General features: G+C 71.2%; 12 protein-coding genes. 8 read left to right on the top strand and 4 right to left on the bottom strand.

The window, feature by feature from the left end; all coding sequences use genetic code 11:
* Positions 1-129: 129 nt before the first annotated feature.
* Positions 130-1,392: an MFS transporter gene (locus KME80_RS31090; RefSeq protein ID WP_219510004.1), complete on the bottom strand. Its 1,263-nt coding sequence runs from the start codon at positions 1,390-1,392 to the stop codon at positions 130-132.
* A 111-nt stretch (positions 1,393-1,503) separates the two neighbouring features.
* Between KME80_RS31090 and KME80_RS31085 the strand changes: the two genes are divergently transcribed.
* From KME80_RS31085 to KME80_RS31060, 6 genes are all read left to right on the top strand, one after another.
* The gene (locus KME80_RS31085; protein WP_219510003.1) at positions 1,504-2,106 is read left to right on the top strand and encodes an ArsR/SmtB family transcription factor; all 603 of its coding nucleotides are present in this window, start codon (positions 1,504-1,506) and stop codon (positions 2,104-2,106) included.
* Between the two features lie 238 nt (positions 2,107-2,344).
* Entirely contained in the window at positions 2,345-3,295 is a 951-nt protein-coding gene (gene rpsB, locus KME80_RS31080) for a 30S ribosomal protein S2 (protein WP_219510002.1), read from the top strand.
* Positions 3,296-4,216: 921 nt separating this feature from the next.
* Entirely contained in the window at positions 4,217-5,050 is an 834-nt protein-coding gene (gene tsf, locus KME80_RS31075) for a translation elongation factor Ts (RefSeq protein ID WP_219510001.1), read from the top strand.
* 231 nt (positions 5,051-5,281) lie between these two features.
* Positions 5,282-5,980 carry a UMP kinase gene (gene pyrH / locus KME80_RS31070; RefSeq protein ID WP_246646054.1) on the top strand — a complete coding sequence of 233 codons (699 nt, stop codon included), beginning with the start codon at positions 5,282-5,284 and terminating at the stop codon, positions 5,978-5,980.
* 43 nt (positions 5,981-6,023) lie between these two features.
* The gene (gene frr / locus KME80_RS31065) at positions 6,024-6,581 is read left to right on the top strand and encodes a ribosome recycling factor (protein WP_219509999.1); all 558 of its coding nucleotides are present in this window, start codon (positions 6,024-6,026) and stop codon (positions 6,579-6,581) included.
* Between the two features lie 56 nt (positions 6,582-6,637).
* Entirely contained in the window at positions 6,638-7,462 is an 825-nt protein-coding gene (locus KME80_RS31060) for a phosphatidate cytidylyltransferase (protein ID WP_308125995.1), read from the top strand.
* A gap of 22 nt (positions 7,463-7,484) precedes the next feature.
* Here KME80_RS31060 and KME80_RS31055 read toward each other — a convergent pair whose 3' ends face one another.
* Positions 7,485-8,495, bottom strand: coding sequence for a suppressor of fused domain protein (locus tag KME80_RS31055; RefSeq protein ID WP_219509997.1), 1,011 nt, complete (start codon positions 8,493-8,495; stop codon positions 7,485-7,487).
* Between the two features lie 100 nt (positions 8,496-8,595).
* Between KME80_RS31055 and rlmN the strand changes: the two genes are divergently transcribed.
* Positions 8,596-9,696 carry a dual-specificity RNA methyltransferase RlmN gene (gene rlmN / locus KME80_RS31050; protein WP_219509996.1) on the top strand — a complete coding sequence of 367 codons (1,101 nt, stop codon included), beginning with the start codon at positions 8,596-8,598 and terminating at the stop codon, positions 9,694-9,696.
* A 26-nt stretch (positions 9,697-9,722) separates the two neighbouring features.
* Here rlmN and KME80_RS31045 read toward each other — a convergent pair whose 3' ends face one another.
* Positions 9,723-10,394, bottom strand: a complete 672-nt coding sequence (locus KME80_RS31045) for a hypothetical protein (RefSeq protein WP_219509995.1) — start codon at positions 10,392-10,394, stop codon at positions 9,723-9,725.
* Complete coding sequence (locus KME80_RS31040; protein ID WP_219509994.1) at positions 10,391-11,122, bottom strand: ATP-binding cassette domain-containing protein; 732 nt, start codon at positions 11,120-11,122, stop codon at positions 10,391-10,393. The genes KME80_RS31045 and KME80_RS31040 overlap by 4 nt, the downstream gene beginning before the upstream one ends.
* Positions 11,123-11,240: 118 nt before the next feature.
* Between KME80_RS31040 and KME80_RS31035 the strand changes: the two genes are divergently transcribed.
* Positions 11,241-11,762: a DivIVA domain-containing protein gene (locus tag KME80_RS31035; RefSeq protein WP_219509993.1), complete on the top strand. Its 522-nt coding sequence runs from the start codon at positions 11,241-11,243 to the stop codon at positions 11,760-11,762.
* Positions 11,763-11,769: the final 7 nt, after the last annotated feature.

Genomic DNA, 11,769 nt, shown 5'->3' with positions numbered 1-11,769 from the left:
GCCAGGAACCTCAGCGTGGTGCGGGGTGAGGGGCGGCGGGGCATGGGGGGAGTCTGCGGCGGGGGCAGGGGGTGCGGGGGGCCGAGCGGGGTTCTGTGGATAAGGGGTTCTGTGGATAAGGGGAAGGGCTCAGCGGGAGCGGAGCGGGGAGGCCCAGATCCAGGCGGTGCTGAGGGCGATGCCCGCCGCGCAGATGAAGATCACGGGGCGTAGGCCGAGGACCTCGGCGAGGAGGCCGCCTGCGAGGCCGCCGAGGGCCATGACGCCCTGGACGGCGAAGGTCATGGTGGCGTTGACGCGGGCGCGGAGTTCGGTGGGGGAGTCGCGCAGGGTGATGGCGCCCATGCAGGTGGCGAAGGCGACGACGATGCCGCCGGTGAGGACGCCCGTGGTGGCGAGGACGACGAGCTTCCACCAGAGGGCGCCGTTGAGGAGGCCCACCGCGAGGATCTCCAGGGGGAAGAACAGCACCGATCCGAGGAGGATCCGGTTCTCGCCGAAGCGCTTGGCCAGGCGGGTGGTGGCCCAGGCGCCCAGCAGGCCGCCGGCGCCGCTGAGGGCGATGAGGACGCCGATCAGGCCCTGGGGGATGCCCAGGGTGTTCACCATGTAGAGGATGTGGACGGCCGTGTAGGCCATGGCGAAGAAGTTGATCGTGACGCCGGCGCCGAGCAGGGCGCGCAGGGTCGGGATGGTGATGCTCGTGCGCAGGCCCTCGACGATGTCGCGCCACATGCCGCGAGTGGGGGCGGGTTCGGCGTGTTCGGGGGTGCGGATCGAGCGCAGGAGCAGCGCCGAGCTCAGAAAGGAGAGCGATTCGGCGAGCACGGCCAGCGGTGCGGTGAGGATCTGCACCAGCAGGCCGGCGAGGCCGGGGCCCGCCACGGACGCCATCGAGTAGGAGGCGTGGAAGCCGGCCAGGGCGCTGGTCCGCTGGTTCTCGGGGACGATCGCGGCCAGGTGGGGGAAGTTCGCCGCGCGGAAGGTGACGCCGGCGGTGCCGATCACGAGGGCGACGACGATCAGCCACGGGACCGTGAGCACGCCCAGCAGCCAGGCCACGGGGACGGTCACGGCGGCCACGGCCGACACGAGCTCGCAGGCGATCATCAGGGGGCGGTGGCGGCTGAGGCGGTCCGCGATGGCTCCTGCCTGCAGGCCGAACAGCAGGGCGGGCAGCGAGGCGGCGGCGGTCAGGATGCCCATCTCGGCGGGGCCGGCGGCCAGGAGGGTGACCGCTGTGAGGGGGATCGCCAGCTTGGAGACCTCCGAGCCGGTGATGGAAATCGTACGGGCCGACCACAGCAGCCGGTAGTCGCGCTGCTTGCGAAGAGGAAGGTCGGACAGCGGAGGGTCTGGCAGCGGGGAATCGGTGTGGGGCGCGCCGGTCATGGGGGACTCCAAGAGGATGCAAAGTTGTGAAGGAAACCCTTCACAACTCTGAAAGTAGTCCTTCAGAGTTGTGAAGGCAACCTTTCACGAATGTCCCGGTACCGTTGGCGCATGGAGCTGGACGATCCGAAGGCGATGCGGGCACTGGCCCATCCAGCCAGGCTGGCCATACTGAACCGGCTCGGCGCCGGAAGGAGCGCGACCGCCACCGAGGTCGCCGAGGACGCCGGGATCACCCCCAGCGCGGCCAGCTACCACCTGCGGATGCTCGCCAAGTACGGCTTCGTGGAGGACGCCCCGCCGCGCGGCGACGGGCGCGAACGGCTGTGGAAGGCCGTCGACAGGTCACTCGCGATCGGCATCCTGCCCGGCGACCGGCCCGAGGTGCGGGAGGCCAAGGACCTGCTCATCCGGGCGGTGCGCAAGGACGCCGAGAAGGAGCTGGAGCGGGCCCTGTCCAACCTGCCGCAGGAGCCCGAAGAATGGCGGGACGCGAGCCGCTTCAGCCGGATCACGCTGCGCCTCGACGCGCAGGAGATGGGACGCCTCTACGCCGACATCGAGAAGCTGCTCGCCCCGTACATCGCCCGTCACCGCAGCCCGGAGGACGCGCCACCCGGGGCGAGGGTGGCGGAGGCGCAGGTGAGCCTGTTCCCGCAAGCCGACCGGCCGGTGCCCGGGCTGCCCAGCGAGGACCACGACGCCGGCGGCTGAGCCGTGCGCGCCGCCGGTTGACCTCGACGGTCAGGCGGGGGTGGCATGGGAGGTAGACTTTTCGATGGCCTGTGACCACAGGCCGACTTCGCATGCCTCACGAAGGACCGCACCATCGGTCCGGGCCTCGGCCCGGCTGGAGCGGTTCCGGGGCATCAGGGCGGTAGCTCGCCGGCTGCCGCGGCACAACCGAGAATCGCGCCCACTCGCGGGGCGCCCTGACTTGGAGGACCAGCACATGGCCCCCGTCGTCACCATGCGACAGCTGCTCGAGAGCGGCGTTCACTTCGGCCACCAGACCCGCCGCTGGAACCCGAAGATGAAGCGCTTCATCTTCACCGAGCGCAACGGCATCTACATCATCGACTTGCAGAAGTCGCTGTCGTACATCGACCGTGCGTACGACTTCGTCAAGGAGACCGTCGCCCACGGCGGCACGATCCTGTTCATCGGCACCAAGAAGCAGGCTCAGGAGGCCATCTCCGAGCAGGCCGCCCGGGTCGGCATGCCGTACGTGAACCAGCGCTGGCTGGGCGGCATGCTCACCAACTTCTCCACCGTGCACAAGAGGCTTCAGCGTCTGAAGGAGCTCGAGGAGCTCGACTTCGACAACGTCGCCGCGTCGGGGCTCACCAAGAAGGAGCTCCTCATGCGCCGCCGCGAGAAGGACAAGCTCGAGCGCACGCTCGGCGGCATCCGTGACATGGGCCGCGTGCCCAGCGCGGTGTGGATCGTGGACACCAAGAAGGAGCACATCGCGATCAGCGAGGCCAAGAAGCTTGGCATCCCGGTCGTCGCGATCCTCGACACCAACTGCGACCCCGACGAGGTCGACTACCCGATCCCGGGCAACGACGACGCCATCCGCGCCGTCGGGCTGCTCACGCGCGTCGTGGCCGACGGTGTCGCCGCCGGTCTGATGGCCCGCTCCGGCGCCGCCCGCGGCGACGAGAAGCCGGCCGCCGCCGAGCCGCTGGCCGAGTGGGAGCGCGAGCTCATCGAGCAGGGTGGTGGCGAGCAGGCCGCCGCGGCCGAGGCGCCCGCCGCTGAGGAGGCCGTCGCCGAGGCTCCGGCCGCTGAGGCCCCGGTCGCCGAAGCCGCTCCCGAGGCTGAGGCGGCTCCCGCCGAGGCTGAGGCCGCGGCCGAGGGCGAGACCGTCGAGGCCGCCGAGACCGAGCAGCAGGCCTGACGCCTTCCCGCCCGGGCCTTCGGGTCCGGACCGGGCCAGGGGTTCCGGGGTCCGGCTGATCGAGAGGTCGGCCGGACGCCCACCGGGACGCCGGGGCATCGGACCGGCGGGCCAGGGGCTCGGGGTGGTGGTTCGCCACCGCCCTCGGGTCGACGGCTCGCCGCCGGGCCGGCTCGGTGGCCGCCGCGAGTGGCCGCCACAGGTGGCACCCGGGGTGAGCCCGCCGCAGCCGACAGGCCGCCGCAAGCGGTGAGCCGCCGGATCGCCGGCCGGACCGGTGGGCCGCCGCAGGCTCCGGTAGGCGGACCGCTAGCTTGGAGCGGTGGGCCGACGCCGCAGGCGACGGGCTGGTGGACTTCCGCAGGCTCAGGCCGGTGGGGTCCGCAGGCCGCAGTCGGTGGGGTCCGCAGGCTCCGGTCGGTGGATGCCACGGGCCGGGATCGGCGGGCAGCCGCAGGTGGCGGGACGCTTGACCGCACGTCCGGTCGGTGGGCCGCCGCAGGTGGGCGCAGGGCCGGGGTCGCAGGCGGCAGTACGGCGGGCCGCGGGGTTCGGGCGGGTGACCGCCAAAGCCCCGAGGCCCAGGGTCCCGAGGCCCCACAAGGCCACGGTCCCAGGCTCCAAGGGCCACGATCCAAGGGCCACGGTCCCAGGCTCCACGGTCCAAGGGCCACGGCTCACGGGCGACGGCTCAGGGCGTACGGCTTGCGGGTCGGACTCAGGGGCCGCGGATGAGACGGTGAAGCGGTTCGGGAGCCCCCGGGCGAGGGTCGAAGGGCACGGCCCGGGGCAGAGGGTATGGCTCCCGGGCCCATCGAGACGCTTCTGTGCGGCACCCGGTGCCGTACCGACAAGCGGGTGGGCGGCCCCCACCCCTTCCACGACGAACAACCCACGACGACATCCCACGAGGAAAACGCAATGGCTTCCGTGAACATGGCCGACGTCAAGCGGCTTCGCGAGATCACCGCTGCAGGCATGATGGACTGCAAGAAGGCTCTTGAGGAGGCTGAGGGCGACTTCGACCGCGCCATCGAGCTGCTCCGTCTCAAGGGCGCCAAGGATGTGGGCAAGCGCGAGGCGCGCACCGCCTCCAACGGCCTGGTCGCGCTCCAGCAGGACGGCGACTCCGCCGCGGCGCTGCTCGAGCTCAACTGCGAGACCGACTTCGTGGCCAAGGGCGAGCGCTTCCAGGAGCTGGCCTCCCAGGTCGTCGCGCACGTGCTGGCCACCAAGCCGGCCGACGTGCCGTCGCTGCTGGAGTCGTCCTTCGACGGCAAGACGGTCAAGGAGCACCTGGACGTGGCCAACGCCGCGCTCGGTGAGAAGATCGAGATCCGCCGCTTCAAGGTGCTGGAGGGCGGCTACATCGGCGCCTACATGCACCGCACCGACCCGGCGCTGCCGCCGGCCGTCGGCGTGCTCGTGCAGCTCGACAAGGCCAACCCCGAGGTGGCCAAGGACGTCGCGCAGCACGCTGCCGCGATGGCCCCGCAGTACCTGAACGCGGACGCCGTGCCGGCCGAGGTCATCGAGAAGGAGCGCAAGCTCTTCGAGGAGATGACCCGCGAGGAGGGCAAGCCCGAGGCCGCGATCGGCAAGATCGTCGAGGGCCGGGTCAACGGCTGGTACAAGGACTTCACGCTGCTCCAGCAGGCGTTCGTGAAGGACAACAAGAAGAGCGTGGGCAAGTACGCCGAGGAGAACGGCGCGCAGGTTCTGGCTTTCGTCCGGTTCAAGGTCGGCCAGGCATAGGCTGGAGCGAAGTTCTCCGGCGTCGCACCGGCCAAGGCCGGTTCCGGTGCGACGTCACGCGACGTAACGCGTGGAATCCGGTCGGATCGGGGCTGAACGCCCCGCCGGCCGGAGCAAGTCCAACAGAACCGCCAATAGAGGGAGGCCGCCGCCGTGCAGGACAGTCAGGAGCCCGCCACGTCGGCGGCTTCTTCGTCCCGGAACCAGAGTCCGCTGCGCTGGAAGCGGGTGATGTTGAAGCTGTCGGGTGAGGCGTTCGCCGGCGGCGAGCCGCTGGGCATCGACCCCGGCGTGGTCGAGCAGCTGGCCGATTCGATCGCCGAGGCCGTGCGCGAGGGCGTGCAGGTCGCGGTCGTGGTGGGCGGCGGCAACATGTTCCGCGGCGCGACCTTGTCGGAGGGGGGCATCGACCGGGCCCGCGCCGATTACATGGGCATGCTCGGCACGGTCATCAACTGCCTCGCGCTGCAGGACTTCCTTGAGCGGCGCGGCGTCGAGACGCGCGTGCAGACCGCCATCACCATGCAGCAGGTCGCCGAGCCGTTCCTGCCGCGCCGGGCGATCAGGCACCTGGAGAAGGGGCGCGTGGTCATCTTCGGCGCCGGGCTCGGCTCGCCGTACTTCTCCACCGACACCGCCGCGTCCCAGCGTGCCCTGGAGATCGGCGCGGAGGCGCTGCTCAAGGGCACCCAGGTGGACGGGATCTACGACTCCGATCCACGGAAGAATCCCGATGCGGTGAGGTTCGACCACCTGGACTACGGCGAGGTGCTGATTCGTGACCTGGCGGTCATGGACGCCACCGCGATCAGCCTGTGCAAGGACAACGACCTGCCGATCGTGGTCTTCGACCTGATGGGCGAGGGCAACATCCTGCGTGCGGTCCGCGGTGAGAAAATCGGCACGCTGGTGAGTCCCGCAGGCAAATGAGGGTGCGAGCCCGACACCGCCAGCTAGAAGACAGGGAGCCGCTGTGATCGACGAAACCCTCCTCGAAGCCGAGGAAAAGATGGACAAGGCCGTTTCGGTCGCGAAGGAAGACTTCGCGGGCATCCGTACGGGCCGTGTCACCCCCTCGATGTTCAACAAGATCAACGCTGAGTACTACGGTTCGCCGACCCCGATCCAGCAGTTGGCCTCGTTCCATGTGCCCGAGGCCCGCATGGTCATCATCCAGCCTTACGACAAGGGCTCGATGGCCGCGATCGAGAAGGCGATCCGCGACTCCGACCTCGGCGTCAACCCTGGCAACGACGGCCAGGTGATCCGCGTGTCGTTCCCCGAACTGTCGGAGGAGCGCCGCAAGGAGTACATCAAGGTCGCCAGGAACAAGGGCGAGCACGCCAAGGTGTCGGTGCGCAACATCCGCCGCTCCGCCAAGGAGATCCTCGACAAGATGGTCAAGGACGGCGAGGCGGGCGAGGACGAGGTCAGGCGTGCCGAGAAGGAGCTTGACGACCTCACGCAGAAGCACGTCGCCAAGATCGACGAGCTGCTGAAGCACAAGGAAGCCGAGCTGCTCGAAGTCTGAGCGGTTCGCCGCGCGGCCCTCGCCTGATGGCGGGGGCCGTGGCTCATGGAGACTCTGTGGAAGAACGTACGGCCGGGACCAGCCGCACCGGCCGGAACCTGCCTGCCGCGATCGCGGTGGGCGTGGGGCTGGGCGCGCTGGTCATCGTCTCCCTCTACACCATCAAGGAGCTTTTCCTCGTGGTGGTCGCGGGGGCCGTGGGCGTGGGCGTGATGGAACTGGTGCGGGCGTTCGCGACCCGCGGGATCCAGGTTCCGGCCGTGCCGGTGCTGGCGGGCGTGGTCGCCATGCAGGCGGGCGCCTACTGGGGCGGCGGCGTGTGGCTGCTGGGCACGTTCGTGGTGTTCGCGTTCGCGCTGCTGATCTGGCGGATGGTCAGTGCCGGCACCGAGGGGTACGTGCGGGACGCGACGGCGTCGGTCTTCACTCTGTTCTATCCGCCGTTGCTGGCCGGGTTCGTCGCGTTGCTGCTGGCGCCGGACGACGGGGCGCACCGGGTGGTGGTGTTCATCGCGGTGACGGTGGCGAGTGATGTCGGCGGCTATGTGGCGGGGGTGCTGTTCGGCAGGCACCAGCTTTCGCCGATCAGCCCGAAGAAGACGTGGGAGGGGCTGGCCGGGTCGGCGGTGGCGTGCACGGCCGTGGGGGCCTGGCTGGTGACGTGGCTGCTGGACGGCGAGCCGTGGCAGGGCGCGGTGATCGGGGTGCTGGCGGCGCTGCTGGCGACCGTGGGCGACCTCATCGAGTCGATGATCAAGCGGGATCTCGGCATCAAGGACCTGGGCACGATCCTGCCGGGGCACGGCGGGCTGATGGACCGGCTGGACTCGCTGGTGGCCACGCTGGTGCCGGTGTGGCTGCTCCTGGCGCTGTTCGTCTGAGGGCCGGCTGCTCGTGTGAAAGTCAGCTGAGCGCGTCGGCGGTGGCGGGCGTGAGCCAGAGCCAGCGGACGATCTCCCCGCCAAACGCAAATCCTGACATGTCGGGCATATTGGGGGCGTCGGCCTCCATGGTCACCCCCGCGTACCGCGCGCCCATCGGGAACGTCGACGGGTCGTGATACCACTTCGCGGTGTGCCCGTTGCCGAGCCAGGTGACCGAGTGCCACGGATACTGCGCCAGCCACACCAGCAGCAGCGCCGCGTCGCGCGGATCCTCGCGGGTGGCGACGGCCAGCTCGATCCTGGCGTACGCGCCTGGCGTGTCGAGCCACTGCTCGACCGTCGGCATCCGCTGGCAGCTCATCCCGACCGTCGACAGCACGGTGAACCCGCGCTCGCCGTGGGGCGGACGCTCGGTGATGCCGACCGTGGGCAGCCGGTCGCCGCTGGCGTCCCAGTAGCGGCCCGCCGGGCCGAGCACCCGGTCGAGGTGGCCCAGCACGAACTCCTGGAACGACGGCCACGACCCCTCCGCCTGCCGCCAGCGCCAGTAGGAGTGCGCGTTGGAGATGCGCGGGCGCAGCCCTTCCAGGGCCTCCGACAGCGCCCAGGCGAACGGCGACTCGCCCACCGCGTCACGCGCGTAGCCGGGCATGCCGCGGTGCATGTTGGCCCAGCCGGGGATGACGGCCAGCAGGTCGTCCTCCTCGTAGAGCGCCACCCCGTCGCCCTCCTCGAACCACAGCGGCGTGAGCTGCCCCAGCGGCCGGCGCCCGTCCGGGTGGAGGGTGTTGGGGCGGGGCATCAGCGGCGGCAGCCCGGCGTTGACACGCGACAGGTCGATCACGGCGGGCGCGGGCCGATGGTTGGCCAGCCAGACCGCGCCCCGCACGGCGCCGTCGGGCGCGCACAGGTAAGCGACCGAGGAGTCCTCGTCCCGTTCGACCACGAGCGTCCGGCTACCGTAGGGATTGCCGGCCGTGAGGACGACCTCGGTATGCCCCTCGCCCGACGCAGACCGGAAAATCGCCATACGTGAGAACTGTAGATCCCCGGCCAGGCTCTCCGGAATGACACCGGCGAGGTAGGCGTTCACTACCCTGGTCGGAAACCGTACGAACAAAGGCAGGAACGTGTCCCAGCAGCCAGGCCAGCTCACCTTCGTCGCGCCGCGCCGGGCCAAGCCGGCCAGGCACCTGGCGGACCTGTCCATGGCCGAGCGCAGGGCGGCCGTCGCCGAGCTCGGCGAGAAGGCGTTCCGCGCCGACCAGCTCTCCCGCCACTACTTCGAGCGGCTGACCACCGACGTCGAGGCGATGACCGACCTGCCCGCCGCCGCCCGCGAGAAGCTGTCGGCGCTGCTGCCGCCGCTGCTCACCTCCGTCAGGGAGATGACCACCGACGGCGGCACCACGCGCAAGACGCTGTGGCGGCTGTTCGACGGCGCGCTGGTGGAGTCGGTGCTCATGCGCTATCCCGACCGGGCCACGATGTGCGTCTCGTCGCAGGCCGGCTGCGGCATGAACTGCCCGTTCTGCGCCACCGGCCAGGCGGGGCTGACCCGTAACATGTCCACCGCAGAGATCGTCGAGCAGGTCGTCTCCGGCGCCCGCGCGCTCGCGGCCGGCGAGGTGCCCGGCGGGCCCGGCCGGGTCAACAACGTGGTGTTCATGGGCATGGGCGAGCCGCTGGCCAACTACAAGCAGGTGATCGGGGCGGTGCGCCGCCTGGTGGAGCCCGCGCCGCACGGCCTGGGCATCTCGGCCCGGGGCGTCACCGTCTCCACGGTCGGCCTGGTGCCCGCCATCGGCAAGCTCGCCGACGAGGGCCTGCCGGTGACGCTCGCGCTGTCGCTGCACGCGCCCGACGACGAGCTGCGTGACACGCTGGTGCCGATCAACACCCGCTGGAAGGTGGCCGAGGTCCTCGACGCCGCCTGGGCCTACGCCGCCAGGACCAAGCGGCGGGTCTCCATCGAGTACGCGCTGATCAAGGACATCAACGACCAGGAGTGGCGGGCCGACCTGCTCGGCAAGCTGGTCAAGAACAAGCTGGTGCACGTCAACCTGATCCCGCTCAACCCGACGCCGGGCTCCAAGTGGACCGCCTCGCGGCCGGAGGACGAGCGGGCGTTCGTGCGGCGGCTGCAGTTCCACGGCGTGCCGGTGACGGTCCGCGACACGCGCGGGCGCGAGATCGACGGCGCCTGCGGCCAGCTCGCCGCCGCCGAATAACACCCGCCCGAAAGGAAGCCCCCGCCTCAGGGGCGGGTACGGCGCAGCCACGCGTACGCGGCCAGGCCGATCAGGCACCAGGCCAGCGAGGCGGCGGCCAGCGCGGGGAGCCGGTCGGCCAGCAGCCCGGAGTTCGCGGCGCGCATCCAGGCGGTGACCGGCACGCTGAGCCAGTGCAGCGGCGACGCGCTCACCATCAGCATCGCCAGGAAGCCGCCGACCAGCGCCATGATCGAGACGGCCGGTGACGGCAGGATCGCGCGGCTGGTGAGCGCGCCGAGCGCCAGGCCGGTGAGGATCGCCAGGGCGTGCAGGGCCAGGACGGCGGCCAGCTCGGCGCCCTGCGGGGTGGCGCTCACGCCGAGCAGCAGCCCCCACCCCAGGGCCAGCGCGTCGAAGGCGACACAGGCGGCGAGGGCGGCCAGCAGCCCGGCGGCGAGCTCGCGCCGGCGCCCGCCCGCGAGGGTGGCCGACAGCTCGCGCTGGCGGTCCGGCTCGGTGTCGAGCAGGCTCCTGGCGGCCCAGGCGAGGAACGGAATGATCAGGGCCGCCGAGTCGGTCAGCGCCGCCGCCTCCAGCCCCCGGGGCGCGCGGCTGCCGTGCAGAATGGCGAGCAGCGCCAGGATCGCCAGCAGCGCCTGGTAGACGCGGTGGGAGCGGACGTAGGCGGCGACGCGGAAGGCGGCCAGGGCGATCATCGGGTCTCCTCGCTCAGCTCGCGGGCCGCGTAGCCTTCGGCGCGCATGCGGCCGAGGAACGCGCCGACCTCCCCGGCCGGCACCGTCACCTCGACCGTGACGGGCCGCGTCTCCTGGACCGGCTCCGCCGGGGCAGCGGGTTCCGTGAGGAGGCCGCCGGTGAGCGACCAGTGGCGCAGCGACGGCAGGCAGCGCAGCCCGCCCTGGTGGTCACTGGCCACGACGACGACGCCGCGCGCGGACAGGTCGGCGACGATCGGCGGCAGGGCGTCGCGGGTGTCGGCGTCCAGCCCGGCGAACGGCTCGTCGAGCAGCAGGAGCCCCGGCTCGCCCATCAGTGCCTGGGCCAGCCCCACCTTGTGCGCGCTGCCCTTGGACAGCTCGCCGAGCCGCACGTCCAGCAGGTGTTGCATGGTGAGGCGCTCGGCCCACGGCCGCCAGCGGGCGCCGCCGCGCACCCGGGCCATGTGGTCGAGGTAGCGGGCCACGGTGAACGGCTGCTCGGTGGGGAAGCGGTCGGGGGCCAGGCCGACGACCGCGGGCCGGTCCGCGATGGTCCCGGAGGTGGGGGTGAGCAGCCCGGCCAGCAGGCGCAGGAGCGTGGACTTGCCGGCGCCGTTGACGCCGGTCAGCTCGATCACGTCGCCGGGGGACGCCTGTGCGTTGACATCCCGGATGACGGATTGGTCACGTCTTCTGTAGCGGAAGGACACGTTGGTCAGGCGCATGGTGCTGTAACGGTATAGCCCGGCTCGCATTGTCGTGATAAATGAACTCCACAATGGGAGGCGACCCCGGCAGAACTCAGGAGGAGTGGGCTTGAACCGCTTTCCGCGCGTCATGGGTATGCGTTCAGGCTATGACCCCGTCGAGGTCGACACGCTGATCGGGCGGATCGAGGCGACGCTGGGCAGGGGGCCGCGCGACCTGGAGCGCGTCACCGCCGACGAGGTGCGCACGGCGACGTTCCGGGCGCGGCGCGGCGGCTATCAGGAGACGGCGGTCGACTTCGCGCTGGAGGCGTTCGTGGTGGCGCTGGAGACGATGGCCAAGGCGCCGGTCCGGCTGGCGATGGCCGAGCCGACGGGGGAGATGCTGCGCGAGGAGTGGTTCGAGGGCCAGGCGGCCCGGGTGGAGCGGGTGGCGTTCCGGCCCGGCCGGATGGGCACCGGCTACAACGAGGACGAGGTCGACGCGTTCCTGGACCGGATCGTGGCCACGCTGCGGGGCACGACGGACTACCCGGTGTCGGCGGCCGAGGTCAGGGAGGCGAAGTTCGCCACCGTGATGTTCCGGGCGGGCTATCTGATCGCCGACGTGGACGAGTTCCTGGCGGGCATCGCGGACGTGCTGGAGCAGCGGGCCTGAGGACCCG

It is taken from the genome of Nonomuraea ceibae (assembly GCF_019396325.1).
In the GTDB taxonomy this organism is placed as follows: Bacteria; Actinomycetota; Actinomycetes; order Streptosporangiales; family Streptosporangiaceae; genus Nonomuraea; species Nonomuraea ceibae.
This window is presented reverse-complemented; position numbering and strand designations above follow the sequence as displayed.

Excerpts from the sequence above, each read along its gene's own strand:
- KME80_RS31035 (WP_219509993.1), top strand. The coding sequence starts at position 11,241 with ATGCGTTCAGGCTATGACCCCGTCGAGGTCGACACGCTGATCGGGCGG.
- rpsB (WP_219510002.1), top strand. The coding sequence starts at position 2,345 with ATGGCCCCCGTCGTCACCATGCGACAGCTGCTCGAGAGCGGCGTTCAC.
- tsf (WP_219510001.1), top strand. The coding sequence starts at position 4,217 with ATGGCTTCCGTGAACATGGCCGACGTCAAGCGGCTTCGCGAGATCACC.
- KME80_RS31090 (WP_219510004.1), bottom strand. The coding sequence starts at position 1,392 with ATGACCGGCGCGCCCCACACCGATTCCCCGCTGCCAGACCCTCCGCTG.
- KME80_RS31055 (WP_219509997.1), bottom strand. The coding sequence starts at position 8,495 with ATGGCGATTTTCCGGTCTGCGTCGGGCGAGGGGCATACCGAGGTCGTC.
- KME80_RS31045 (WP_219509995.1), bottom strand. The coding sequence starts at position 10,394 with ATGATCGCCCTGGCCGCCTTCCGCGTCGCCGCCTACGTCCGCTCCCAC.
- KME80_RS31040 (WP_219509994.1), bottom strand. The coding sequence starts at position 11,122 with ATGCGCCTGACCAACGTGTCCTTCCGCTACAGAAGACGTGACCAATCC.
- pyrH (WP_246646054.1), top strand. The coding sequence starts at position 5,282 with ATGTTGAAGCTGTCGGGTGAGGCGTTCGCCGGCGGCGAGCCGCTGGGC.
- KME80_RS31085 (WP_219510003.1), top strand. The coding sequence starts at position 1,504 with ATGGAGCTGGACGATCCGAAGGCGATGCGGGCACTGGCCCATCCAGCC.